39 protein-coding genes and 1 tRNA gene are annotated in these 20,908 nt (G+C 63.9%); 38 read left to right on the forward strand and 2 right to left on the reverse strand.

From position 1 onward, the window contains the following. Positions 1-5: 5 nt before the first annotated feature. The 11 genes from Q0602_RS20185 (at position 6) to Q0602_RS20235 (ending at position 6,057) form a co-directional block, all read left to right on the forward strand. Entirely contained in the window at positions 6-434 is a 429-nt protein-coding gene (locus Q0602_RS20185) for a hypothetical protein (RefSeq protein ID WP_298847398.1), read from the forward strand. Next, the gene (locus Q0602_RS20190) at positions 431-937 is read left to right on the forward strand and encodes a hypothetical protein (RefSeq protein WP_298847400.1); all 507 of its coding nucleotides are present in this window, start codon (positions 431-433) and stop codon (positions 935-937) included. Before Q0602_RS20185 ends, Q0602_RS20190 begins: the two co-directional genes overlap by 4 nt. Continuing rightward, entirely contained in the window at positions 934-1,566 is a 633-nt protein-coding gene (locus Q0602_RS20195) for a hypothetical protein (protein ID WP_298847403.1), read from the forward strand. Before Q0602_RS20190 ends, Q0602_RS20195 begins: the two co-directional genes overlap by 4 nt. Next, positions 1,563-1,883 carry a hypothetical protein gene (locus Q0602_RS20200; protein ID WP_298847405.1) on the forward strand — a complete coding sequence of 107 codons (321 nt, stop codon included), beginning with the start codon at positions 1,563-1,565 and terminating at the stop codon, positions 1,881-1,883. The genes Q0602_RS20195 and Q0602_RS20200 overlap by 4 nt, the downstream gene beginning before the upstream one ends. Further along, on the forward strand, positions 1,880-2,500 hold the full coding sequence (locus Q0602_RS20205; protein WP_298847407.1) for a hypothetical protein: 621 nt from the start codon (positions 1,880-1,882) through the stop codon (positions 2,498-2,500). The genes Q0602_RS20200 and Q0602_RS20205 overlap by 4 nt, the downstream gene beginning before the upstream one ends. 86 nt (positions 2,501-2,586) lie before the next feature. Further along, complete coding sequence (locus Q0602_RS20210) at positions 2,587-2,721, forward strand: hypothetical protein (RefSeq protein ID WP_298847410.1); 135 nt, start codon at positions 2,587-2,589, stop codon at positions 2,719-2,721. After that, the gene (locus Q0602_RS20215; protein ID WP_298847415.1) at positions 2,718-3,242 is read left to right on the forward strand and encodes a cyclic-phosphate processing receiver domain-containing protein; all 525 of its coding nucleotides are present in this window, start codon (positions 2,718-2,720) and stop codon (positions 3,240-3,242) included. Before Q0602_RS20210 ends, Q0602_RS20215 begins: the two co-directional genes overlap by 4 nt. A gap of 11 nt (positions 3,243-3,253) precedes the next feature. Then, complete coding sequence (locus Q0602_RS20220) at positions 3,254-4,012, forward strand: hypothetical protein (protein ID WP_298847418.1); 759 nt, start codon at positions 3,254-3,256, stop codon at positions 4,010-4,012. Between the two features lie 10 nt (positions 4,013-4,022). Then, positions 4,023-4,244 (forward strand): hypothetical protein, encoded by a 222-nt coding sequence (locus Q0602_RS20225; protein WP_298847421.1) that lies wholly within the window; start codon positions 4,023-4,025, stop codon positions 4,242-4,244. An 11-nt stretch (positions 4,245-4,255) separates the two neighbouring features. Next, positions 4,256-5,704 carry a cysteine--tRNA ligase gene (gene cysS / locus Q0602_RS20230; protein ID WP_298847424.1) on the forward strand — a complete coding sequence of 483 codons (1,449 nt, stop codon included), beginning with the start codon at positions 4,256-4,258 and terminating at the stop codon, positions 5,702-5,704. A gap of 56 nt (positions 5,705-5,760) precedes the next feature. Beyond that, positions 5,761-6,057 (forward strand): hypothetical protein, encoded by a 297-nt coding sequence (locus tag Q0602_RS20235; protein ID WP_298847426.1) that lies wholly within the window; start codon positions 5,761-5,763, stop codon positions 6,055-6,057. Between the two features lie 4 nt (positions 6,058-6,061). On the opposite strand, the gene Q0602_RS20240 is transcribed toward Q0602_RS20235, so the two are convergent. Together Q0602_RS20240 and Q0602_RS20245 are read right to left on the reverse strand one after the other, a co-directional pair. Further along, the gene (locus Q0602_RS20240) at positions 6,062-6,466 is read right to left on the reverse strand and encodes a hypothetical protein (protein WP_298847429.1); all 405 of its coding nucleotides are present in this window, start codon (positions 6,464-6,466) and stop codon (positions 6,062-6,064) included. After that, the gene (locus Q0602_RS20245) at positions 6,466-8,649 is read right to left on the reverse strand and encodes a hypothetical protein (protein ID WP_298847431.1); all 2,184 of its coding nucleotides are present in this window, start codon (positions 8,647-8,649) and stop codon (positions 6,466-6,468) included. Before Q0602_RS20245 ends, Q0602_RS20240 begins: the two co-directional genes overlap by 1 nt. A 98-nt stretch (positions 8,650-8,747) precedes the next feature. On the opposite strand from Q0602_RS20245, the gene Q0602_RS20250 reads away from it, so the two are divergent. From Q0602_RS20250 to Q0602_RS20380, 27 genes are all read left to right on the forward strand, one after another. Continuing rightward, on the forward strand, positions 8,748-9,332 hold the full coding sequence (locus Q0602_RS20250) for a hypothetical protein (RefSeq protein WP_298847435.1): 585 nt from the start codon (positions 8,748-8,750) through the stop codon (positions 9,330-9,332). A gap of 144 nt (positions 9,333-9,476) precedes the next feature. Further along, entirely contained in the window at positions 9,477-9,794 is a 318-nt protein-coding gene (locus Q0602_RS20255; RefSeq protein ID WP_298847438.1) for a hypothetical protein, read from the forward strand. 132 nt (positions 9,795-9,926) lie between these two features. After that, positions 9,927-10,100: a hypothetical protein gene (locus Q0602_RS20260; RefSeq protein WP_298847441.1), complete on the forward strand. Its 174-nt coding sequence runs from the start codon at positions 9,927-9,929 to the stop codon at positions 10,098-10,100. A 49-nt stretch (positions 10,101-10,149) separates the two neighbouring features. Then, on the forward strand, positions 10,150-10,497 hold the full coding sequence (locus Q0602_RS20265) for a hypothetical protein (protein ID WP_298847443.1): 348 nt from the start codon (positions 10,150-10,152) through the stop codon (positions 10,495-10,497). Between the two features lie 140 nt (positions 10,498-10,637). Next, on the forward strand, positions 10,638-11,165 hold the full coding sequence (locus tag Q0602_RS20270; protein ID WP_298847446.1) for a hypothetical protein: 528 nt from the start codon (positions 10,638-10,640) through the stop codon (positions 11,163-11,165). Next, positions 11,108-11,365 (forward strand): hypothetical protein, encoded by a 258-nt coding sequence (locus Q0602_RS20275; protein ID WP_298847449.1) that lies wholly within the window; start codon positions 11,108-11,110, stop codon positions 11,363-11,365. The genes Q0602_RS20270 and Q0602_RS20275 overlap by 58 nt, the downstream gene beginning before the upstream one ends. Positions 11,366-11,448: 83 nt before the next feature. Next, complete coding sequence (locus tag Q0602_RS20280) at positions 11,449-11,991, forward strand: hypothetical protein (RefSeq protein ID WP_298847451.1); 543 nt, start codon at positions 11,449-11,451, stop codon at positions 11,989-11,991. A gap of 39 nt (positions 11,992-12,030) precedes the next feature. Continuing rightward, entirely contained in the window at positions 12,031-12,384 is a 354-nt protein-coding gene (locus Q0602_RS20285; RefSeq protein WP_298847455.1) for a hypothetical protein, read from the forward strand. 5 nt (positions 12,385-12,389) lie between these two features. Then, a complete protein-coding gene (locus Q0602_RS20290; protein WP_298847458.1) occupies positions 12,390-12,917 on the forward strand; it encodes a hypothetical protein in 528 nt (175 codons plus the stop codon). A gap of 11 nt (positions 12,918-12,928) precedes the next feature. Beyond that, positions 12,929-13,432, forward strand: coding sequence for a hypothetical protein (locus Q0602_RS20295; RefSeq protein WP_298847461.1), 504 nt, complete (start codon positions 12,929-12,931; stop codon positions 13,430-13,432). A gap of 19 nt (positions 13,433-13,451) precedes the next feature. Further along, positions 13,452-13,528 (forward strand) — tRNA-Leu (locus tag Q0602_RS20300). A 42-nt stretch (positions 13,529-13,570) separates the two neighbouring features. Beyond that, positions 13,571-13,759 carry a hypothetical protein gene (locus Q0602_RS20305; RefSeq protein WP_298847463.1) on the forward strand — a complete coding sequence of 63 codons (189 nt, stop codon included), beginning with the start codon at positions 13,571-13,573 and terminating at the stop codon, positions 13,757-13,759. A 125-nt stretch (positions 13,760-13,884) separates the two neighbouring features. Next, positions 13,885-14,526 carry a hypothetical protein gene (locus Q0602_RS20310; protein WP_298847466.1) on the forward strand — a complete coding sequence of 214 codons (642 nt, stop codon included), beginning with the start codon at positions 13,885-13,887 and terminating at the stop codon, positions 14,524-14,526. Positions 14,527-14,563: 37 nt separating this feature from the next. Continuing rightward, entirely contained in the window at positions 14,564-14,743 is a 180-nt protein-coding gene (locus Q0602_RS20315) for a hypothetical protein (protein ID WP_298847469.1), read from the forward strand. Positions 14,744-14,793: 50 nt separating this feature from the next. Then, a complete protein-coding gene (locus tag Q0602_RS20320) occupies positions 14,794-14,976 on the forward strand; it encodes a hypothetical protein (protein WP_298847471.1) in 183 nt (60 codons plus the stop codon). Positions 14,977-15,110: 134 nt separating this feature from the next. Then, complete coding sequence (locus tag Q0602_RS20325) at positions 15,111-15,299, forward strand: hypothetical protein (RefSeq protein WP_298847474.1); 189 nt, start codon at positions 15,111-15,113, stop codon at positions 15,297-15,299. Between the two features lie 91 nt (positions 15,300-15,390). After that, positions 15,391-15,942 carry a hypothetical protein gene (locus Q0602_RS20330; RefSeq protein ID WP_298847476.1) on the forward strand — a complete coding sequence of 184 codons (552 nt, stop codon included), beginning with the start codon at positions 15,391-15,393 and terminating at the stop codon, positions 15,940-15,942. Between the two features lie 99 nt (positions 15,943-16,041). Then, entirely contained in the window at positions 16,042-16,200 is a 159-nt protein-coding gene (locus Q0602_RS20335) for a hypothetical protein (protein ID WP_298847479.1), read from the forward strand. 39 nt (positions 16,201-16,239) lie between these two features. Next, entirely contained in the window at positions 16,240-16,857 is a 618-nt protein-coding gene (locus tag Q0602_RS20340; protein ID WP_298847482.1) for a hypothetical protein, read from the forward strand. Further along, entirely contained in the window at positions 16,854-17,474 is a 621-nt protein-coding gene (locus Q0602_RS20345; RefSeq protein WP_298847485.1) for a hypothetical protein, read from the forward strand. The genes Q0602_RS20340 and Q0602_RS20345 overlap by 4 nt, the downstream gene beginning before the upstream one ends. A 16-nt stretch (positions 17,475-17,490) precedes the next feature. After that, the gene (locus tag Q0602_RS20350; protein WP_298847488.1) at positions 17,491-17,733 is read left to right on the forward strand and encodes a hypothetical protein; all 243 of its coding nucleotides are present in this window, start codon (positions 17,491-17,493) and stop codon (positions 17,731-17,733) included. Positions 17,734-17,817: 84 nt separating this feature from the next. Beyond that, entirely contained in the window at positions 17,818-18,576 is a 759-nt protein-coding gene (locus Q0602_RS20355; RefSeq protein WP_298847491.1) for a S8/S53 family peptidase, read from the forward strand. 49 nt (positions 18,577-18,625) lie between these two features. Continuing rightward, positions 18,626-19,387 carry a S8/S53 family peptidase gene (locus Q0602_RS20360; RefSeq protein WP_298847494.1) on the forward strand — a complete coding sequence of 254 codons (762 nt, stop codon included), beginning with the start codon at positions 18,626-18,628 and terminating at the stop codon, positions 19,385-19,387. 85 nt (positions 19,388-19,472) lie between these two features. Further along, entirely contained in the window at positions 19,473-19,622 is a 150-nt protein-coding gene (gene arfA, locus Q0602_RS20365) for an alternative ribosome rescue factor ArfA (RefSeq protein WP_298847497.1), read from the forward strand. A 98-nt stretch (positions 19,623-19,720) separates the two neighbouring features. Beyond that, positions 19,721-19,942: a hypothetical protein gene (locus Q0602_RS20370; protein ID WP_298847500.1), complete on the forward strand. Its 222-nt coding sequence runs from the start codon at positions 19,721-19,723 to the stop codon at positions 19,940-19,942. A 42-nt stretch (positions 19,943-19,984) separates the two neighbouring features. Continuing rightward, a complete protein-coding gene (locus tag Q0602_RS20375; protein ID WP_298847503.1) occupies positions 19,985-20,320 on the forward strand; it encodes a hypothetical protein in 336 nt (111 codons plus the stop codon). Between the two features lie 32 nt (positions 20,321-20,352). Next, positions 20,353-20,908, forward strand: a 556-nt coding sequence (locus Q0602_RS20380; RefSeq protein WP_298847504.1) for a hypothetical protein, incomplete at its 3' end; no start/stop codon positions are given.

Raw genomic sequence — 20,908 nt, forward strand, 5'->3', positions numbered from 1 at the left:
GCATCATGACCCAGCTCGAACGCGACAAGCGCGCCATCCGAACGGTCCTCCAACAGACGGGCGGCACGACGCGCCAGGAGATCGCCCAGCGTGCCGGAGAAGACCTCTCCGATGCCATGATCCAGATGATCGAGTCGGGCGAGGTCGTCACCCGTGATGAATTCCCGCAAGGTCATTCCGGCCATCCGGGTTACACCATCTACCGGCTCGCGCAGCCTAAGCCGATCAACAGGCAGGACATCGTCGCACACATGACGGGAGCAGGCGTCGACGGGAAGACGGCCGGCATGGTCGCCGACTTCGTCATGACACCCATGGAGCCGCTCGAGCTGGATCCGGTGGCACTGCCCGGCATCGAGTCGATCCGGAAGGTCGAGGAGATCTTCGCCAAGGCCGCCGTGCGCAAGGAATCCATGGGAGGAAAAGACCAATGAGCCGCTTCCACGAGAAACCCCACGGTCTGACCGTCTGCTTCGGCAACGGATGGTCCTACTTCACCGAAGAGGAAGGCGAGACGAAGGTCCACACGTTCCCATGCATGGTCTCGATCAGTCGCTACAGCACCGACATCGACAAGTTCGGCTACATCCACGGCATCCTGACCCCTGCCCAGCAGTTCCTCGCCTACGAGGAGATGCCACCGGAAGGCCAATACGCCGCCGGAGAGATCCCGGATGATCCGGTCCATTACGAAGGAATGGACCCGGAACTCGCCGCGAAGCTCCAGAAGCTCCGCTACGACAACCGTCGCAAGATCGCCAAGCCATCACGGCACGCGATCGCATGGCTTGACGAGAATGCTCCCGGCTGGTCGTGCGATCCGAACAGCAAGCTGGAGGAATTCGGCTTCTACTTCGAGAAGAAGAAGCACGCAGACGCCTTCTGCGCCTGGGTCGATTCGATCCTGGGCACACTCAAGTACTGGAACGAGAAATGACCGACACCAAGCGCTACACAATCCGCGATCCCCGGCCGACCCGCAAGGAGAGCCCATGGTCGTTCTACATGCCGTGCGAGGCACGTCAGGACGCAGTCGCCACCGGTGACATGGTCCAGATCATCTTCGAGGCGCCGGACCCCCAGGACGGCGCCGAACGCATGTGGCTATACGTGACCGAGACGCGGGGGAGCAAGCTCCTCGGCACCCTCACGAACATTCCGGCCTTCCTCGAGATGGTCCACGGCGAGGAGGTCGAGTTCGACCGCTTCGCGATCATCGATATCCAGACCGACCGCGAGGACGACCCGGAGGAGACGAACGTCACGGAAGACCGCGTCTTCCATCGCTGCTGGGTCGATGCGCGCGTCTGGAACGACGACATGGCCCCCGCTCGCGCGACCAACGGCCATCCGCAGCCCGAAGGCTACGACGGCGGACGCCTCAATTTCCCCTGGGGCGGCTGGATGATCGTCGGAGAGGGCTGGACCGAGGACATGCCGCTCGAGATCGGGACCCCGGTCGCCGTCATGCGCCGCGAACCCGCGATCGCCGAACACCTCATGGGTGACGACGTCCCCACGCTGGTCGAGAAGATCGACGGTGAATGGCGGAGCCGCGCGGCATGAACGAGAAGACGATCGAGCGCCGCGAAGCCGCGCGTCGCCACATGAGCGAGGTGCGCGAGCAGTTCGGATACCGGATCCTCTCCAGCGACGAACTGATCGCCGCGGACGAGGAACACGCGCAAGCGCACGAGACCCTGCGCTCCAACTTCGCCACCCTGCTCCGTCAGGCGGTCGATCAGGCCGCCGAAGGAAAGGACGTCACCGCACAGGTGGAGGCATTGACCACGGCCTACGATTCCTCGTCCGAGACGAACGTGCGCCTGATGTCAGTCACCCGGCGCCTGCGCAATTCGCAGCTGAAGGACAACGTGACATGAAACCCCACTTCCTCACCTTCACCGGTATCGATGCCGAGACCGACTTCGACCGTGTCCTCGACCTCTCGCGACGCTTCCCTCTCGAGTGGGGCGTGCTCTTCTCGCCCGATCGCCAGGGCGAGGAGCCACGCTACCCCTCCATGGACGTGATCGACCGGTTCCGCGAGGTGCCTGTCGTCAAGTCCGCGCATCTGTGCGGCGGATACTCGAAGATGGTCATGGAGAACGCGCTCCTGCCCCTCGATCTCGCCCGCTTCACGCGTGTCCAGGTGAACAGCCGCAAGCCCGATCCCGCCCGCATAGCCCGCTTCGCGGCGGGACACATGCTCACCGGCATCATGCAGACGCGCGAACTCGAATTCCCCGAGGACGAGGGCGTCGCGATTCTGTTCGACCGATCAGGCGGCATCGGACGGCCTCCCGAGGCCTGGCCGAAGCATCCCGGAGACCGTCTCGTCGGCTATGCCGGCGGGATCTCGCCCGACAACATCGACGAGGTCCTGACATCGGTCGATTCCTCGGGCCCGCACTGGCTCGACATGGAGAGCGGCATCCGCACGGACGACCGTCTCGACCTCGACAAGTGCGAGGCCGTGGCCAAGGCCGTCTACGGATGAGGCGAGCACTCAGTCCATGGCGCCTCTGGATGGAGGGAGACAGGTCCGCAGCATGCTTCTCCCTGTCTCTGTGGGGGATGCTCCTGATGATCGCCATGATCGTCCATCTCGCCATCACCGGTGACGACGGCTACGAGCTGCACTTCCACATCCTGGGTCTCGTCACCCTCCTGCCCACCCTGGCCGTGGCCGTGTCCATGATCATGAGGAAAACGCCATGAGGATCTTCATCGACGACGAGCGCATGCCGCTCGCCTCCGAGGCCGGCGAATGGGTCATCGTGCGCGATCCGACGACGGCCTTCGGCGTCATCCGTGCCAACGCGCACCTGATCACCCATCTCTCCTTCGACAATGACCTCGGCTTCGAGACCGAGGGCCGCGACATCATGGCCGAGCTTTTCGGCACGCCCGTCGTCGCCCCGACGGCGCTGCCGCGCCTGGTCGAGATCCGCGTCCATTCGGCGAACATCGTCGCCAACCAGGCCATGCTCGATCTCGCACGCTCGGCGCAGAAGGCGACCATCCTCATGCCCGATGTCACGATCGTCAACCGCTCCGCGCTCCACGAGGACTACCGCACCATCGTGACGCACGACGATCCCGAGATGCGTCAGGAGGAGCAGCGTCTCGAAACGCTGCGCACAACGAACAACGGCGAGGACGAGATCGAGCGTCTGAAGGACGTAGAGCGCCGACACGGCATCATCATGGAAGGCAACGGCATCTGCCTGTTGCGCTGAAGGAGAGAACCTTGGACATCACCGCGCGGCTGGATGCCGTCATCAACCGTCTCGTCGACAAGATCGGCATGAGCCAGACCCCGGTCCCCGGTTTCATGATCGGACTCTCCGGCACCGATTCGATCGTCGCCTTCTCCGTCCTCTCCAGCGCTCTCGAGCGTGCACAGGGCAAGTTCGGCACGCCCTACCGCCTCGTCGGCATCCATTACGCCGATCCGGCCAAGAAGCCGGGAGCCTTCCAGCTTCTCGCCCTTCCATGGCTCCAGGAGCGCCATCCGGAGGCCGACATCATGGTCGTCGAACCGCTCGGCGGCAACCAGGACCAGCAGCGCTGGGCCGACCTGCAACTGCGTTCGGTCAACGCCGTGATCCTGAGCGATGACGGGTCGCACATCACCGCGTTACCCGAAGAGGAACGCTACTGGGTCGCGGGCACCATCAACGCGACCGAGCACGCGCTCGGCAAGCATTCCGTCCTCGCCAACGCCGTCTCCATGCAGCCCATCCGCTCGCTCTGGAAGAGCGATGTCATGCGCGCCTGCGAGGAGATGGGCGTCCCCGATATCATCCTCGAGAACGCACGCCTACCGGACTGCATGTGCGGTCGCGACGAGATCGCGGCGCAGCATATCGAACTGATCGACGACATCCTTCGATACCGGTTCGATCCGCGCGAGCACGACCCCGATCTCATGATCACCCTGATGGGGTGGATCTCCGATCGCAAGCGCGAAGGCGGATTCCGCCAGCGCATCCCCTATGTCGTCTGAGGAGAAGGACATGCCACGAGCCAACGGGATGGAGGTGGTGGAAGCGGACGAGGAAGTCGTGCGCCGGACCGCAACGATCATGGGACCGTCATCGGCCTCCGCACGCGCGATCAAGGATCTCGAGGCACGGCGGGCGGCGGGTGAGGAGCCGGTCATATACCAGCGGGGTTCCATCCTCCTCGTCGGACCTAGAGCAGGAGAGGAGACGGAGTTCTCCGAGCAGACGCGATGAAGGAAAAAGAGATGAGGCTTCCGGAACTGTTCGATTCGCTCACCCGTGAAACACGGACCTTCGATCCGGTTCGACCGGGAGAGGCCCGCATCTACACCTGCGGTCCGACGGTCTACAACTACGCGCACATCGGCAACCTGCGTGCCTATGTGTTCGCCGACGTCCTCGGACGGACACTGCGCGCGTCCGGCCTCGATCTCACCCATATCATCAACATCACCGATGTCGGCCATCTGACCGATGATGCCGACGAGGGCGAGGACAAGCTGGAGAAGGCCGCCGCCGGAAGCAGCCGTTCGATCTGGGACATCGCCGAGCACTATACCCGCGCCTTCAAGGCGGACTTCACCGCCATCGGCAACCGTTCGCCCCATCAGTGGACGACCGCCACCGACTACGTCGAGCGGATGATCGCCTTTATCTCGGACATCGCGGACAAGCACGCCTACGAGTTGGAGAGCGGTCTCTACTTCGACACCTCGACCGTTCCGGCCTACGGTCGCCTCTCGGGCGGCTGCACCGACGAGAGCCATGCCCACGGACGAATCGAGACCGTCGAGGGCAAGCGAAACCCGGCCGACTTCGCCCTGTGGCGCAGGAGCGCCCCGGGAGAGAGCCGGCAGATGGAATGGGATTCCCCCTGGGGCCGCGGCGCTCCCGGATGGCACATCGAATGCTCCGTCATGAGCAGCGAGGCTCTCGGCTTCCCCTTCGATATCCATACCGGAGGCATCGATCACCGCGAGGTCCATCATGCCAACGAGATCGCCCAGAACCAGGCTCATCTCGGTGGAGGCGGCACGGATGCGGAATCGACCGGCGCTCTGATGTGGATGCACAACAACTTCCTCGTCGACCGGACCGGCAAGATGAGCAAGTCGAAAGGCGACTTCCTGCGTCTCGCGACCCTGACAGCGCGCGGACATCACCCCCGCGCCTATCGCCTGATGATCCTGCAGGCTCACTACCGCAGCGAACTCGAGTTCACCTGGGATGGCCTGCGCGCCGCGACCACTCGTCTCAAGCGGATGGTCATGCAGGCGGGGAGCCTGCCTGCCGGCGGACCCGCGAACGTGGAGGATCAGAAGATCTCCGAGATGCTCGAACGCTTCGAGAACACCATGGCCGCCGACCTCAACACCCCCGAGGCGATCGTGATACTCGAACAGGTCCTCTCGGCCAAGAAGACCGATGCCGCCTCGAGGCGGACAGCCGTCGACCGGATGGATGCGATGCTGGGACTCGGCCTCATGCGACTCACCCGCGAGGACCTGCGGATCCGCCCTGACGGGACCGAGATCGAAGAGGCCGAGATCGAGCGTCTGATCGCAGAACGCCACGAAGCCAGGCGCAACGGCGACTACGCTGCGGGCGACGCCATCCGCGACCGGCTCGGCAAGGAAGGGGTCCTCGTGATGGACGGAGACCCGCTCGCCTGGGAATGGAACATCGGGTCATGACGGGGCAAACGACGAACGACGCGAGAACTTCGCCGCATCTTCCCTGTCTGTCGTCCATGAGGCGCAGCACCTACCCCCTGAAGGAGGGTCGGAGCGCCTTCCATCGCTACGAGTTCCAGGTCCTCCACTGTCACAAAGCGCGCAGGAGGACGCAGAGCGACCTGATCGAGCACATCGAGGCGGAGCTCATGCGACCCCTTCCCGGCTTCCAGTTCGGAAGCAGGGAGCGCATCAGCTACGCCAACGAAAAGGAGCGGTTCGACATCTACCTGCGGCACGATAGCGAAGGTCGAGAGGAGGCATTGATCGAGACCGTCGAGCACTTCCCCGAAGTGAGATGGAACCTGCTCTGAGCGATCAGGTAAGCGGACCGGAGGCCCTCTCGCTTCGAGCGGCCCCCATGACACCGCCGTCCACGACCTCCCCGAAGGACACATCCCCGGACCCGTCGATGTCATAGGCGCGGATATACCGCACCATCGAGGAACGGACCACCGCCTGTCTGGCACTCGGCTTCATGTCCGCCATCGAGTAGCGCCGCGTGTAGAAGTTCCACAGCTCGCGATCGGTGACGATGTCGTCGTGATCGAGATCCATCTTCATGAACGCGAGCGTCTGCAGGTCGTGGAACCTCCAGTTCGCACTACGCGGCTTCTCCTGTTCCTCCGAGGGCTGCGAGATGTCGACCGGGGTCTCCACCGGCAGCATGCCACTGGCCGCCTGGGAGGCGGCCAGCAGCATCGCGGACGCGACGGACAGCATCAGTTGCCCATGTCCGGATAGGAGCTGGGCTCCCACTTGACGCCGGACGCACCCTGGGTGAGGACACGGTGCTGGTTGTCATACTTCCAGTGGGCCGTCGAAGGATCGCACTTCATGATCTTCGGACCGCCTTCCACCGGTTCCGTGGTGCAGCCGAAGGAGGCGTTGCACCCCGTGATCGTCCCGACCGGCAGGTTGCAGGTGTAGCCGGACTTGGATCCCGTGATCCGCTCGGGAATGCCGTAGTCCCTGTGCCATTCCCCGTCCGACCACGTGGAGGTCCCGTAATGCACGTTCGGACCGTCACCGTCGTCCATGCGGTAGCCGTTGCCCGTATAGTAATCGGTCATACGGGCCACCGGCTGGTTGCTGCCCACCGTCTCGGTGCGCTTCAGCGTGTCGTTCCAGCGCTGCTCGCAGCAGGTCGATCCGGCGTCAACGCACGCCTGACGACCACCCTGATACATCGACCCGGCGAAGACAACGGTGCGCCAGTTCGGGAGATCGGAGGCGCCCTTCTGTGTGTAGTTCCCCGGCTTGTAGGCGGGGCAGATCCCGTTGTAGACGCTCTGGTCGAACGTCTTGTTGCACGATCCCACCGCCTGATACTGATCGACCTGCGGCTTGGAACCGCACTGCGAATCGGAGACCATCATCCCGTCCTCGCGGCGGCATTCCGAGTCCATCTCGTAGTAGTGGACCGGACCCTGCTCGGTGGACTGGGGCTGGCCCGCGGGATGACATCCTGCCGAATAACCGGTCGTCTCCCACGAGTAGGAGCAGCTCGAGAAGTTGCCGAACTCGGGCTGGAGGACCGATTCGTCGAACTTCCCTCCAGGACGCAGGTCGGACAGGCAGTAGCCCTGATCCACGACATCGCCGCTGCTGTTCATGCAGGTCATGATCTTCTGACGCATCGCGTCCTGCGAGCAGGTCGTCGAACCGCCGTAGGGATTCATCCACTGTCCCTGCGTCACGACGGGAGTATAGCCGCAGTCGGCCTCGGTCCCGGTGTAGACGGTCGGCGGAGGCGGACCGGCCTCGTTCAGGCAATAGGACGGCGACACGGGAATGCGCTCCATCTCGTCCGGGCCCATGCCCGGCAGGAACTGCGCGGGAACGAAGGACGCCTCGCCGCTTCCCGGAGCGAAGGACTGGCCACCGAAGGATGCCTGACGGATGCCGTCATCCAGCGGGGACATGCCGATCTCACCACCGCCGGCGAAGCGCAGGGCCACGCAGGACACCTGGCGCGTCATGTTCGCATCCTCGCCGCACTGAGCGGTGCCCTGCCACTCGCCGACCTCCCATTCGAAGCCGACCACGCCCCAGGGCGGCGGATCACCGCTGCCGACGAGCTGATCCGGATCGTCGCCGAATCCCGGAATGTCGTCATCACCCGGAAGACCGGGTCCCGGCCCAGGGCCGGGGCCGGGACCGGGAAGACCCCCGCCGTCGCACATGGCCTCGAAATCATAGTCGCCGGGAGGCAGGTCGCCCGAGGCGCTCACCAGATTGAGCTGCTCCACGGTCTGGTTGCCGATGGCCGCATCGCACTCGCTGGAGGGGATCGTCTGATACATGAAGTATCCGGTATCCTCCTCCACCGAGATCCTCTCGCACACCGCGTAGTTCGGCGGCGCACAGTTGCGATACCAGCCGACGGCGGTCGTGTCCGGATCGAAGTCGCCATCCGGTCCGCCCGGTCCGCCCGGTCCGCCCGGGCCTCCGCCTTCGCAGAATTCGGTGAGGTCGACCGTCTGGCCCGCCGGCGCATATCCCATCATGTCCATGAGCGCCGCGCTCATGTTCGGATCGTTGTTCGGACGCATGCACGCATCATCGTCGACATTCGTCGTGATCAGCTCGAGCATACCGTCCGGCCCCGGTTCCCCCGGAGTGACCCTGACACACGTGGCCATTGGAGGAACCGTGTCGCATTCGACGTCCCATCCATGCATCTCCATCGGGTTCGGGTTCGGCGGAAGATCGGGGTCGCCGGGGACGCAGGTGTGACCCGCCGGGCAGTCCGAGGGGTCCAACGGAGGAAGGGGATCCCCTGGCTGTCCCACCGTCACCGGCAGTGGCCGGCGCATGATCACTTCCTGCGCCATCACCGAGGACGAGAAGAACGACGTCCCCATCAATACGGCGACCAGTGCCGCCTTCCGTGTCCTTACCATATCGTCTACCTTCCCTGTCTGCATCCATGGAGCGGACGCACGACGGCCCGCACAAAAAAGCTGGTCCTCCATCCTACAATTAAATAGAGAGGTCAACAATGAGACAATACATTTCCGCATGCGCAACAATGGCCTGCGCGATCATGCTGACCTCCTGTCAGGAGAAGACCGTCACTCCTGAGGACATCGTCGCGTCGAGCACGAGCCGCCCAGGACGGGATGCCGCGATGCTGGCTCCTGCCAACTGGTTCGTGGTCCCGGGGTCCGCACAACTGCCCCTGCTGGTCAGCGGAACGGAAGGTCCGCAGCGGATCGTACGCGTCGAGCCGCAGAGCGGCTACACGGTCGCGATCGTCGACTTCGACTGCACCAAGGGCATCCACGTCCAGCAATCAAGGACGGCCAATAGAGACGCTGCGAGGCCCGTCGTCTCCGCAGAGAAGGACGGAGTATTCGGGGTCGACACCCATCTGCGACCCTTGTGCCAAGCGCCTGACGGATACCGACGCATCAGGGGGACGCTCTTCGAGGCCATGACGCAGGTCAGGCAGGAGGCCGGGGAGCTTTCCCCCGTCGAGAGAGGGAACACGGAGACCCTCAAGGCGAAGGACGCCGTGACCGTGAAGGAGATAAGACTGTCGACCGAACCCGGCGAAGTCCCACCATATCCTGAAGGGGAATGAAGGATGTTCGCCCTGATAGGCCGAGGGAAAAAATATCTCCGGTCAGCAGGGAAGCACCAACCCCGTCCGGGTGGCAATCGTGAACGCCACTGACCGCAATCGTGAACGCGGTCACCGGAACACAGTGACAGGAACATCTTCGACATGACCGAACAGACCAACGCATCGCGCAAGGCCTACAACATGACCCTGAACGTCGTGAGCGTCGAAACGCCGACCAACGCCAAGGGCGACGAATACATCCGTGCCAAGGTCACCGGCAACATCCGCGGCGAACAGCGCACGCGCACCCTGATCGCACAGGGCAAGGCAGCCGATGCGGTCCGCGACATCCTGGTCGTCGGCGAAGACGCCAAGGTCCGCGTCCTCTTCGAGAAGGTCGTGAACGACGACGGCGAAGAAGGCGGCGAATTCCTGGTCGCCGTCGGTGTGCCGCTCCCGCCCAAGAACAAGGCCGCGTAATCCTCCTCCACCACGCGAGCCCAGGGAACCCTCCTGCCTTCCGGCAGGAGGGTTTTCCTTTGGAGGACCATCCGGAAAATGCGACAATCTCCCTCGAGGACATGATGGACGAAACCATCAGGGAGAAGGAAAATGTGGACGGTCAAGACCATCCTGCTACCGCTCGCCGTGGTCATCGCGGCGGCTCTCGCTCTCATCGCGCTCGTCATCGTGCCGATAATCCTGCCGGAAGCGCGGCCCTTCTACCGCAAGGCCCTGGGCCTCGTGCGGACCGAGATCAAGAGATTCGCGGGCATCGGCGGTTGATCCGTCCATCGGGACAGATCATGACCACCAGGTCGAAAGGAAAAAGACCATGTACATCATCTACCGTGACCAGGAGCGTCTCGACGCCCGCACCGCGCTGATGATCGCGGATTCGATCCGGACCCAGCCCCAGCGCTGGACGTCGGACCTCATCTGGCTGCGGCGTGACGACGGCTTCCAGATCGCCATCTTCAAGCCCTACGACAAGAAGCTGATGGATCCGCGCTGGATCGACAAGGACACCTTCGGCGTCGAGCGCCTCGTGATCCCACCGAAGCTCGCAGCGCTCGCACTGCGCTCCGAAGTCAAGCGCTGGTGGAAGAAATACGGGCCGGACTACGATCCGGAGATCCACCGCGCCGCAGGCATGCCCATCCCCTTGCGCCGCGCCGCCTGACCATCCTACAAGGGCGATCCATCGCCAACGGAGAAGAAGAATGAACGGACGAGGTATCTAGGCCGCCACCCGCGAGATCAACGGGAGGGCGGCATCCACCACCAATCCCCGATGACATCTCACAGAGGAGGCATGATCCCATGTCCCACGCATTCTACGACAATCTCGCCGGGCTGCGCACCTGGCGCTCATCCGAACTGCGCCAGCGCCGCCGTATCGCGGACCAGCTGGTCGAGACCGCCGAGACCACGCTCGCCGAGATCAACCCGGCATGGCGCTTCGAGGAGGTCGAGGCGCCGACCATGATGCCGGTCGAGCGGATGAGCTCGGCCTACACCTCGGACGACATCTTCCTGCTGCAGGACGCTCCCGGAGGGAGCAAGCAGTGGGCGATGCGCGCCGAGACCACCGACGGATCCTATCTCGCCGCGGTCGAGCTGCTGCGCAACACCAATCTCAAGGTGCCGCTCGCCGTCTGGCAGATGGGGAAGAGCTATCGCCGCGAGACGAACACGGGGCCACGGCGGCCAAGCTGCGGTTCAACGAGTTCACGCAGCTCGAGATGCAGTGCGTCTACCGGGCCGACACCTCGAAGGACTTTGTCCCCGAGGTGCGTGACGCCCTGCGCGCCATGGTCGAGGCGATCACCCGCCTCGAAACTCGGCTGATCGAATCCGACCGCCTGCCCTCCTATTCGACCGAGACGATCGACATCGAATGCCTGACCCCCGAAGGGGAATGGCGGGAGGTCGCCAGCACCTCGCGGCGCACCGACTTCCCCACGCCCAACGGGCACGTGCCGCTGATCGTGTTCGAGATCGCCTTCGGGATGGACCGGATGGTCGCGCTGACCAACCGCAAGCTCTGAGACAGGAGGGGCCGCCGAGAGCGGCCCTTCCGGACGAGCGTATGCTCATCCAGTTCGAAATCAGTCATTGAAGGGAAAAGACCATGGGCCTCAGCATCCGCGCCACCGCTTCGAACGGTGAGACCATCGAAAGCCCCGTGAGCCACTTCGACCTGCTCGCTGCCACCTACGGCATCGGCGATAACGTCCCGCTGCGCAGCGTCGTCGTCTTCCTCATCAGCATGATGGTGGCATCGGCCGCCCTGGGGGCCGCACTCATCGAGGACGACACCATGATGCGGATCGTCCTCCTCACCGTCGCATTCCAGGCCTTCGGCTACCAGATCGCCGGCACCGCGCACACCCGCCACATGGTGAAGACGCTCTCGGAGACCTCGAGCAACAAATACCTGCCGTATCTGGCCGCGAGCGCTTCGAGCTACCTCATCGGTGCCGCAGCAGCCACGCTCTGTGTCTTCGGCGGTCCGATCGGCATCGCCACCGGCATCGCGTTCGTGATCGCCAATCCGATCGCCCGCTTCACGGGCGACATCGGTTTCGCATTCCGCGTCTGGAACGCGAAGCGTCTCGAGCGCAAGATGTCCAAGTCCCGCGAAACGGGAAAGAAGGAAGGCCTGGGGGACTGAGCGTCCCTTTCGAATCTCAAGGCTGAAAGGAAAAAAGCCATGACATCCATCCGTCGCCACGTCGAACTGCAGCGCAAGCGCAACGACGCCTACAACTTCGGCTGCGACCTCATGGTCGAGACCGTGATGGCCGTATGCCAGGGCCACTGGATCATCGACGGCGCCTGCGATCCCTCGCACGCCTGCGAACGCATGCAGAAGGCGCTGCTCGAGAAGAACGACGAGCAGATCGCCGCACAGACCGACGCGCTCGCCGAAGCCGTCTTCCGTGCCCACCGCGCCGGCGACTTCACGCCGGTTAACGACAACGAACTCGCGTTCGTCGCACGCGCCGAAGCCCGGGTCGAGCAGCACTACGACGAGCTGATCGACTACGACAAGATCGCGGCCTGAGACGAATGACGAAGAAGAGCCTGCGCGTCAGCACCAACGCACGCAGGCTCATCGTCCTCGCATATCGGAGCGGTCCTCAGGAACTGCCCTTCGAGGAGCTTTCGGAGGCAATCCTCTCGCAGACCCTCGAAGGAACGAGACTGAAGACGAGGACGGCGCTCATCACGCTGCATTCCGGCGGAACGAAGCTGGCGATGGGATGCCGCATCCATCACGGACGCGACATCTTCGGCGGGGCTACGGTCATCATGCCTGCCGCGGTCAAGCAGGGACACATCCAACTCATCGACGAGGCGGTGATCCTTCCCGACGGAAGCCTGCCCGAAGCGCAGATCCTGTCCATCGCTTCGCGACTGGACGACAATGAGCGGATCGCTCTCGGGGACATCATCAAGATCGACAGCAGGATAGACGCGACACCCATCACCGGCATCCACAGGGACCCGGAACAGATCCGGGTGACACTCGATACGGTCTGGCTCTCGTGGGAAGCCACGAGGCAGACCACCATCTCAGAAATCGAAGCCCCATAAGAGGACCTTTCATGCAGACACTCGAGACGCATCCCCTGACCTCCAACGCGATGTCCGCGCTCTCCGCCGACAACGCGTTGCTGGCCTCAGTCCTACGACAGAAGGACCTCGAGATCGAAGGGACGGACATCGAGGTGATCGGGGTGCGGGAAAACACCCTCTGCATCAACGCCGAGGCCTTCGGTCTCCATGCCGACGAAGAACGGGTCTACATGCTGGCCTTCATGGCCCTGATGATCCTCTTCCGCCACTCCGAGCGTCGGGGTGAACGCAATCCGCTCCTCTGGAACCTCGCCTGCGGCATGTCCATCCATCTGGCACTCGAGGATCTCGGTATGACCGGGCGTCCGTCATCGGTCGACGGCCTGGTCGACGGAACATGCCGGAACATGTGCGCGGAGGACATATACGAGAAGGCACTGGAAGAACGGACCATCGAACTGAACGATACGATCTCCGGCATTCTCGCCAGCCTGGACGAGCAGGATGTCCTTCCGGAAGAAGAGGCGACCTGAGGAAAATCACGCAATAAAAGATCCCGTAGCTCAGCGGTAGAGCGTCCGGCGTAATGACCCGGAAGGTCGCAGGTTCGAACCCTGTCGGGGTCGCCATCTCCTGATGTCAGGCATGCGCCAACTGACAAGGAGTGGAAAATGGCTCAGTCCTATCGCGAAGCGACCTATGACCTCGCCCGTTCGGAGGAATCCGGTTCGATTCCCCCGGATGTCCTTGACGAAGAACGCGCCCGCATCATCGCCGAGTTCGGCGTCACTGCTGAGCAGCTCTCCGCCGACGTGGACGCCGCCCGTCCGAACTTCATCGGCGGGGATGCCTGGGGCTGACGGAACAACGGACGGGGTCGGATCATCCGGCCCCGTTTTTTTGCATCCACACCCGCCGACGGGAAGGAGCAGGAGACCTTCCTCGGGAGGTCGATTACGAAATCAATTCACGAAGGGAAAAGACGATGTCCGTCAGCCTTATCAGCACCAAGATCCTCGAAGACGGCACCACCGGCGACAGGGCCAGCAAGAACTGGTCGCAGATCACGGCCATCGCAGCCGAAGGCCATCTCGAACTGACCGACGCGACCGTCACCGAGATCGCCGGCATCCTCGATGGCGTCAAGCTCACGAACGGCGAGACCGTGTTCACCTACGTCTGCGACGAGGACGAGGAATACAGCCAGGGCTCCTATGTCGGCAGCTTCGGCCCCGGTCTCCTCGGCGAGGACAGCTTCCGCACCGTGCGCACCGTGCTCGAAGGACTGGACAACGGCGAAGATGCCATCGCTCTGTTCGATCTGGTGGCCGAACTCGGTCTGCGCATCATCTTCGCTCCCACGGATTTCAGGCCCGCCAACATGCACGTCGAGAACTGGCCGGCCGACACCGTCGAGATCAACTGCGGCACTTACGCCATGTCGCGTCTGTTCGCCGCTCTCGGCCTCGGCCGGTTCAACGGCGAGAGCGCGTCGGAGGACATCCCGCTCGACCTGTTCGAGCAGGCCGTCAACGACAATCGGAGCATGACCAATGTCGCCGATCGTCTCGACGCCTTCATCGCCTGCGCCAAGCGCAACGGTTCGACCCACGTCTACTGGGCGTGAGGTCCGACCTCTCCATCCATCCACCGAAAGGAAACCCATGTTCGACAAGCTCCTGAAATCCGCCGCCGCAGTCGTCACCACTCCCGTGGCCGTCGTGGCCGACGTCGTCACGGCCGGAGGCATCGCGACCGACCGCGACGAACCCTACACCGTCAGCGCGGTGAAGGCCGCCGCCAAGAACGCGGGCAAGGCCATCGACGAACTCGGCGAGGACTAGGACCTCCTCGAGGGAGATCCGGTCGAAACCAGTCGAGGAAAGGAAAAGACATGTCCCGTCTCAACCACGCACGCCTCCAGCACCGCGGTCGCCTGAGCGAATCGGCGCTGCCCTACCGCGCCCGCAAGGCCTCCAACGACAACGCCCCGGCGAAGGCCGCCAACGCGGGCCGCGTCCTCGGAGACGACGAGAAGGCGCGGATCGCGGCGCAATACGGCTACCGTCTCGCCTGATCGCATCCTACGACACAGTCTTCCCCGGAAGGGGGTCCGGTCTCTCCTGCCGGACCCCCTTCACCCGTGTCACAGACACGGGAAAACCACGGAAAACCCGGATCCTCGCCACGCAGGAGCGAAAGGAAAAAAGCATGAAGACCATCGAAGTGGACGGCCGCACCGCCATCCTCGACGTGCAGGATGTCACCCCTGACCAGGGCGCGATGCTCGCCGAGGCCCTCGCCAAGGTCCTCGTCAAGACGGGCGGTCTCGCGGACGGCGCGCGCCTTACCGGACCGCATCTCATCCAGTTCGCCGAGGGATTCGTCGAACACGGCTGACACCGACGACCCGGAGGCGCCCGACAGCGCCTCCGGAAGACACCCAAGGGCAGGAAGGACGAAGCGAGACAGATCGAGGAAGGAAAAACCGATGCTGACGAAGTTCATCCAGCAGATCCGCGAACGCATGGCAAAGCCGACCTCGCAGCGCCTCGACAGGCTTTCGCAGACCCGGACCTTCAGACCCAAGCCCCTCGGCGGCGCGACGCCCACGCACTACCGCGCCTTCACGCTCCTTCAGGCCCGTCTCCAGGAGAACGACACGTTCTTCGACGGAGCGCATCCGGACATCGTCGCATTCCGCGAGCGGACCAAGAAGGTCAAGGAACAGACCGACCGTCTCGTCCTCGCCGCCGCCCACCGTCTGCTCGACAACTACGTCGATCTCGTCGAGGCCTTCGTGCCCGCATGGAACGCTGCGGACGACAACGGCGAACTCGAGCTCTACGAGATCGGAAAGGGCGACCGCAGCCGCCTGCGCGACAGCATGCTGCGCACGGTGCGTCTGCTCGATGCCGAACTGGCCGAGATCCTCGCCTCCAGCCCCGCCACGAGCGACCGGTTCGATGTCATGCAGCGCTACTTCGAGATACGCTACCAGGGCGGAGACGAAAACCTGCTTTCCCCCGTCCAGTCGTGCTGAGGCCGCAATGAAGGAGGACCAGGACCGCCTGGCGGCCTGAGAGACTCCTTCGAACAGGGACGATGATTTCGAATTCGAAATCGAGAAGGGAAAAAGACCATGTCGTTCGACAAGTTCCGCGCATCGCTCGTCCGCCTCGCCGAAGCCGAGAACGACGGAGAGGACATCTCCGGCGACATCGGCCACCTGGCCGCCGTCGCACGGGTGAACCGCAGCGACGTGCGCATGCAGATCACGGAAATCCAGCAGGACGCATAAAGGCGTCCTATAAGAACGACACAAACACGGGAGGTCCTCATGGCCGACAACAAGATGATCGAGCGCGCCGTCGTGCTCAACGCCTTCAATGCGCTCTATCCGCGGATGGTCCGCATGGCCGACATGCCCAGTCTGCTCGACGAGATCGAGGAGCTCGGCGAACAGCAGCTCGACCGATTCGGCATGCTCACCGCGCTCCTCGAGAAACGAGGCCTCGCCCTCGAGACGCGACGGACCTGGCGATACATGGCGACCATGCAGCGTCGTCATACCGAAGCCCGTGCCCGGCTGGACAAGATCGCCCCCCGCACCGACGAGAACGCCGCGCAGTTCGATGATGCCCACGCGTCAGAGATCGCCCTGAACAACGCCATCATGGCCGCATTCGAGGACGCCGAAGCGGATCTCGTATCGGTCCTGAACATGGCCGGACTGGACTACCGCGAAGCCGAGGCCCTGCTCTCGCTGAAGCCCGGACAGCGTCTGCGCTACGAAGCCGACGACGAGCGGGCCGATGCCTACCGCGAGCTGATCGGCTGGGATCTCGCGACCAACATCTCGAGCCACTTTCCCGGCGGCTCGCTCGGCATCGTGCTCTCGGGCGCGGGCGATCTCGTCTGGCGCCTCGTCATGGGCCAGCGGAAGATCGGCCGTTGATCCCCAACCTGCTCCGGTCAATCGGCGGGGTCTTCCTCCCTCCTCGCAAGCCGACGCGCAAGGTCCGCGAGAACGGGTCGAGCATCCCGGCCGAGGACTACTCCATCGGGCCGCTCGAACGTTCTCTTATCCTCCGGATGCTCGGTAGCGAGCCCTTCATCGCCAAGCGCATCATCCAGGCCGTCCAGCTCGGCATCCGGGACCCGCTCAACATAGCGATGCCGGCCACCCTTCCCGAAGATTTCAGTCGGGAGGAATGGTATGTGGAGATCGATCACACGACCGACGTCCACCGTCTCGTCGTCTCCTTCCAGGCACCACGCGGCCTGTTCGAATACTGTCATGCCTTCGTCACTCTCGGAGACATCCCCGAATCCTTCCGACTGGGCATCATGTCCGACGGTCCCGCGATCGCGCGCGGAGAGAGGCTCCTCTCCCACTACGTCGACATGACCGCGCTCGGCCATGATCCGAAGGTCAGGGAGGTCCATCTCGATGCGATGGGGCGCATCGTCCTGATGATCGAACAGCACTCCGATCTGATGCCCTGGTCCCGGTTCGAGGAGGACATCCTCCGCATCCACGCCGAAGCCTGCGACAAGGCGCAATACCCATGAAGAAGAGGACAGCCCGATGAAACTTCTGGATCCGACCAAGATGGACGCGACGGAAAAGGCCCGCCTATCGAAGACCCTCGACAGGCTGAGTCTCGTCAGCCTGCTCGGTGCACTCTGCTCCGCGGCGGCAGGACTGCTGCTCTACCTCGTCGACAGCTCGCTGATCCTGACCGCCCCATGGGCGATCGTCGCGGTCACGGCCATCCTCGCCACCCTCTCCGGCATGGCTCTGGGAATCCGAGAGTGGCGAAAGCGCTGACCTGACGCGGCGGAGGCTCCGCCGGAGGCATGACCCTTTCCAAGGAGTGATCCGGTGAAACCGGACAGGGAAGGGAAAAATACGATGCTCCGCAAGATCCTCGCCATCGCGGCATTCGCACTCGCCACCATCAGCCCCTCTCAGCTCGCCGCCCAGCAGACGGACCTTGCACCGCTCCAGGTGGCCGTCATCGACACGGGCATCGCCCGCACCGAGCAACTCGCTCCTCTCATGGGTCCTTCCTGGGACATGCGGGCGAGCAACCGCAAGGGCGACAAGCGCATCGGATCCGAACACGGCACCTTCGTGGCCGGCATCATCGCGGACCGTGTGACCCGGCCCATCCAGATCACATCGTTCCGCGTCGACGTGCGGTGCCGTCGTCACGATCCGTGCCAGCTCGACTCCGGTGCCGTCGCCGCAGCGATCCGGACATCCATTCGGATGGACATGGATCTCATCCAGATCTCGATCGACGGGCGCCTCGGCGACCCGGCCATCGAAGCCATGCGTCAAGCGGCCGAAGCCGGCATTCAGATCGTCATGTCCTCCGGCAACGACGGCCTTCGCTCTGAAACCGCCGATGCGGCATCGGGTCTCGGCCCCAACGTCCATGTCGTGGGAGCGCTCGACCGCAACGGCAACCGTGCGGACTTCACCTCCTACAGCCGCCGGGACGATGTCGTCCTCGTGATGCGCCAGGGCGTCGATGTCGAAGTCCGCGATTCGAACGGCCGCATGACCAAGGTCACCGGCACGTCCTTCGCCGCGCCGATCTACGCGGCCGAGCTTCTGGAAGCGATGCCTTCCCGTACGACGACGGAACTGGCATCGGCAAGGTGAGCCCTCCGGGAGGAGGTCCGTGCGAGACAGGAACGAGAGAGGAAAAACGATGATCCGCAACATCCTGAGCGCCGCCATGCTGACGCTCGCCACGCTCGCTCCCGTCACCGTCTCCGCCCAGGAGGCCGAATCCGCTCCGCTGCAGGTCGCCGTCATCGATTCGGGCATCGTGCCCGCAGACCACCTCAAGGACGTGATCGGCGAGGAGTTCGACATGGCGTCGGACTTCGTCGATCGCGGGCGATTCTCCAAGATCCGCTCGGAACACGGCACATACGTCGCCGGCATCATCGCCGAGCGCGTCACACGACCGATCGTCATCCACTCCTTCCGCGTGGACATCGGCTGCCGCGGCGAGATGTGCCGCATCGATCCTGAGGCCATCGGAGAATCGATCGAGCTCGCCACCGAGATGGAGGTCGACCTGATCCAGATATCCATCGAGGGCTATCTGGGAGAGGATACCGTCGAGATCATGCGCCGGGCAGCTGATGCGGGCATCCAGATCGTCATGTCCGCCGGGAACGACGGACGGACATCGGAGACCGCGTGGAACGCAACGGGTCTCGGACCCAACGTCCACGTCGTCGGCGCGCTCGACCGCGCCGGGCGACCCGCCTCCTTCTCCTCGGAGAGCGAGTGCGAGGACGTCGTCATCGTCATGCGACAGGGTGTCGACGTGGATGTCCTGAACTCGCGCGGACGCAACACACGGGTCACCGGCACGTCCTTCGCCGCACCGATCTACGCGGCCGAGCTGCTCGAGGCGATGCCGAAGGACACGACGACCTCTCTCGCATCGAGGAACTGAGACATGCATGCATCCCGATAAGGGATGCCTGCGACCCTTCGGGAGAAGGACAGGTTCGAAACCAGTTCGAGAAGGGAAAAACGAGATGGCCAAGAAGAACACCGCCCCCGCGACCCGCAACCCCATGGCCGGCTCGCTCGCGCACGGCGCGTTCCGCCACCAGGTCGTCCGCGCCCGCAAGGGCAAGGGCGCCTACAGCCGCAAGCCCAAGCACGCAGCGCGCGCCTATGCCTGACACCAGATCCCCGGGAGGACCGCTCGCAGCCGCGGGCGGTCCTCTTTTTTTGACCCCGCATTCGCCAGGTGACACGTTCACACGAGAGGAAAAACCCCATGATCGACAGCAAGACACCCTGCGGCAGGCTCGCCTTCGACATCATGGGCGTCCGCCTGCCCCTCGAGGTCATGCAGAGCCCGCGCGGCTTCTACCTCGGCACCAGCAACGAAGCCGGTCCCGTCAGCCGCGAATCGCATGAATACTGGCTCAGCGCCGACGAAGCGCAGGGTGCGCTCGAAGCCGGCGAATGCGCCTGGACCCAGCGTGACGAGCCCTGAGGGGCGCAGGCAATTCGAACCGTATCGAAGAAGGAAAAGACGATGGCCGATCAGATCCGCACCAGCAGCAACACGCCCGGCGCCAACACCTGCACCTCGACGCTCGAGGACGCCATCATGGCTCTCCTGCCCGCTTCCATCGCGAACTGGCTGCGCTACGACGCGCCCTGCAACTTCGACGTCCGCGACATCTACCGGGCCCACCTCCAGGGGGCATCGGAGGAGCGCATCCTCGAGAGCATGAAGGGCGAGGCCCGCGTGCAGACCATGCGCGCCTACGGCGACCTGCATCCGCAGCTGCCCTACGCCAAGCGAGAACTCGACATGGGGCGCAACCCCTACGCGAACGAGAACACTCCCAGGCCCCGTGCAGCCTGACGGTCGGGTCCACGAGGCGAAAGGAAAACGACATGCGCTTCATCGGTGACACGCACGCCAAGTTCGACCGCTACCAGGCCATCGCCGACGAGGTCTCCGAATCCATCCAGGTCGGGGACTTCGGCGTCGGCTTCAAGCCACTGCCGGCCATGGGCCTCGGGCACCGCTTCATCCGTGGGAACCACGACGATCCGGCCCGCTGCGCCCAGAGCCCCAACTGGATCTCGGACGGCACGGCGATCCACTCCCCGGAGCACGGCAGCATGTTCTTCATGGGCGGTGCGACCTCGGTAGACAAGCATTCGCGCTCCGAGGGCGTCGACTACTGGAGCGACGAGGAAGTGACCATCATCGAGGGCAACGCCATCCTCGACTACTACGAGAAGGACCTCGCCGGCCTGGGGCGGTTCGACTTCGTCGTCACCCATGAATGCCCGGAAAGCGTCGCGCAGACGATCTTCAACCGCCGCCGCGACAAGCTCGAGGACCATTCGCGCACCCGCCAGATCCTCGATGCCATGCTCGAGATCGGTGCCCCGCGCTGCTGGATATTCGGGCACTGGCACACGAACGTCGACGTCGTGATCG

It is taken from the genome of uncultured Salinicola sp., from assembly GCF_937921195.1.
Taxonomy (GTDB): domain Bacteria; phylum Pseudomonadota; class Gammaproteobacteria; order Pseudomonadales; family Halomonadaceae; genus Salinicola.

What these genes read in the sequence shown, in the direction of transcription:
- cysS (WP_298847424.1), top strand. Translation starts at nt 4,256, where the DNA reads ATGAGGCTTCCGGAACTGTTCGATTCGCTCACCCGTGAAACACGGACC.
- Q0602_RS20245 (WP_298847431.1), bottom strand. Translation starts at nt 8,649, where the DNA reads ATGGTAAGGACACGGAAGGCGGCACTGGTCGCCGTATTGATGGGGACG.
- Q0602_RS20215 (WP_298847415.1), top strand. Translation starts at nt 2,718, where the DNA reads ATGAGGATCTTCATCGACGACGAGCGCATGCCGCTCGCCTCCGAGGCC.
- Q0602_RS20325 (WP_298847474.1), top strand. Translation starts at nt 15,111, where the DNA reads ATGAAGACCATCGAAGTGGACGGCCGCACCGCCATCCTCGACGTGCAG.
- Q0602_RS20185 (WP_298847398.1), top strand. Translation starts at nt 6, where the DNA reads ATGACCCAGCTCGAACGCGACAAGCGCGCCATCCGAACGGTCCTCCAA.
- arfA (WP_298847497.1), top strand. Translation starts at nt 19,473, where the DNA reads ATGGCCAAGAAGAACACCGCCCCCGCGACCCGCAACCCCATGGCCGGC.
- Q0602_RS20335 (WP_298847479.1), top strand. Translation starts at nt 16,042, where the DNA reads ATGTCGTTCGACAAGTTCCGCGCATCGCTCGTCCGCCTCGCCGAAGCC.
- Q0602_RS20330 (WP_298847476.1), top strand. Translation starts at nt 15,391, where the DNA reads ATGCTGACGAAGTTCATCCAGCAGATCCGCGAACGCATGGCAAAGCCG.
- Q0602_RS20290 (WP_298847458.1), top strand. Translation starts at nt 12,390, where the DNA reads ATGACGAAGAAGAGCCTGCGCGTCAGCACCAACGCACGCAGGCTCATC.
- Q0602_RS20360 (WP_298847494.1), top strand. Translation starts at nt 18,626, where the DNA reads ATGATCCGCAACATCCTGAGCGCCGCCATGCTGACGCTCGCCACGCTC.
- Q0602_RS20255 (WP_298847438.1), top strand. Translation starts at nt 9,477, where the DNA reads ATGACCGAACAGACCAACGCATCGCGCAAGGCCTACAACATGACCCTG.
- Q0602_RS20315 (WP_298847469.1), top strand. Translation starts at nt 14,564, where the DNA reads ATGTTCGACAAGCTCCTGAAATCCGCCGCCGCAGTCGTCACCACTCCC.
- Q0602_RS20200 (WP_298847405.1), top strand. Translation starts at nt 1,563, where the DNA reads ATGAACGAGAAGACGATCGAGCGCCGCGAAGCCGCGCGTCGCCACATG.
- Q0602_RS20350 (WP_298847488.1), top strand. Translation starts at nt 17,491, where the DNA reads ATGAAACTTCTGGATCCGACCAAGATGGACGCGACGGAAAAGGCCCGC.
- Q0602_RS20225 (WP_298847421.1), top strand. Translation starts at nt 4,023, where the DNA reads ATGCCACGAGCCAACGGGATGGAGGTGGTGGAAGCGGACGAGGAAGTC.
- Q0602_RS20210 (WP_298847410.1), top strand. Translation starts at nt 2,587, where the DNA reads ATGATCGCCATGATCGTCCATCTCGCCATCACCGGTGACGACGGCTAC.
- Q0602_RS20240 (WP_298847429.1), bottom strand. Translation starts at nt 6,466, where the DNA reads ATGCTGTCCGTCGCGTCCGCGATGCTGCTGGCCGCCTCCCAGGCGGCC.
- Q0602_RS20370 (WP_298847500.1), top strand. Translation starts at nt 19,721, where the DNA reads ATGATCGACAGCAAGACACCCTGCGGCAGGCTCGCCTTCGACATCATG.
- Q0602_RS20355 (WP_298847491.1), top strand. Translation starts at nt 17,818, where the DNA reads ATGCTCCGCAAGATCCTCGCCATCGCGGCATTCGCACTCGCCACCATC.
- Q0602_RS20235 (WP_298847426.1), top strand. Translation starts at nt 5,761, where the DNA reads ATGAGGCGCAGCACCTACCCCCTGAAGGAGGGTCGGAGCGCCTTCCAT.
- Q0602_RS20320 (WP_298847471.1), top strand. Translation starts at nt 14,794, where the DNA reads ATGTCCCGTCTCAACCACGCACGCCTCCAGCACCGCGGTCGCCTGAGC.
- Q0602_RS20250 (WP_298847435.1), top strand. Translation starts at nt 8,748, where the DNA reads ATGAGACAATACATTTCCGCATGCGCAACAATGGCCTGCGCGATCATG.
- Q0602_RS20310 (WP_298847466.1), top strand. Translation starts at nt 13,885, where the DNA reads ATGTCCGTCAGCCTTATCAGCACCAAGATCCTCGAAGACGGCACCACC.
- Q0602_RS20265 (WP_298847443.1), top strand. Translation starts at nt 10,150, where the DNA reads ATGTACATCATCTACCGTGACCAGGAGCGTCTCGACGCCCGCACCGCG.
- Q0602_RS20295 (WP_298847461.1), top strand. Translation starts at nt 12,929, where the DNA reads ATGCAGACACTCGAGACGCATCCCCTGACCTCCAACGCGATGTCCGCG.
- Q0602_RS20190 (WP_298847400.1), top strand. Translation starts at nt 431, where the DNA reads ATGAGCCGCTTCCACGAGAAACCCCACGGTCTGACCGTCTGCTTCGGC.
- Q0602_RS20280 (WP_298847451.1), top strand. Translation starts at nt 11,449, where the DNA reads ATGGGCCTCAGCATCCGCGCCACCGCTTCGAACGGTGAGACCATCGAA.
- Q0602_RS20375 (WP_298847503.1), top strand. Translation starts at nt 19,985, where the DNA reads ATGGCCGATCAGATCCGCACCAGCAGCAACACGCCCGGCGCCAACACC.
- Q0602_RS20205 (WP_298847407.1), top strand. Translation starts at nt 1,880, where the DNA reads ATGAAACCCCACTTCCTCACCTTCACCGGTATCGATGCCGAGACCGAC.
- Q0602_RS20340 (WP_298847482.1), top strand. Translation starts at nt 16,240, where the DNA reads ATGGCCGACAACAAGATGATCGAGCGCGCCGTCGTGCTCAACGCCTTC.
- Q0602_RS20270 (WP_298847446.1), top strand. Translation starts at nt 10,638, where the DNA reads ATGTCCCACGCATTCTACGACAATCTCGCCGGGCTGCGCACCTGGCGC.
- Q0602_RS20195 (WP_298847403.1), top strand. Translation starts at nt 934, where the DNA reads ATGACCGACACCAAGCGCTACACAATCCGCGATCCCCGGCCGACCCGC.
- Q0602_RS20285 (WP_298847455.1), top strand. Translation starts at nt 12,031, where the DNA reads ATGACATCCATCCGTCGCCACGTCGAACTGCAGCGCAAGCGCAACGAC.
- Q0602_RS20305 (WP_298847463.1), top strand. Translation starts at nt 13,571, where the DNA reads ATGGCTCAGTCCTATCGCGAAGCGACCTATGACCTCGCCCGTTCGGAG.
- Q0602_RS20260 (WP_298847441.1), top strand. Translation starts at nt 9,927, where the DNA reads ATGTGGACGGTCAAGACCATCCTGCTACCGCTCGCCGTGGTCATCGCG.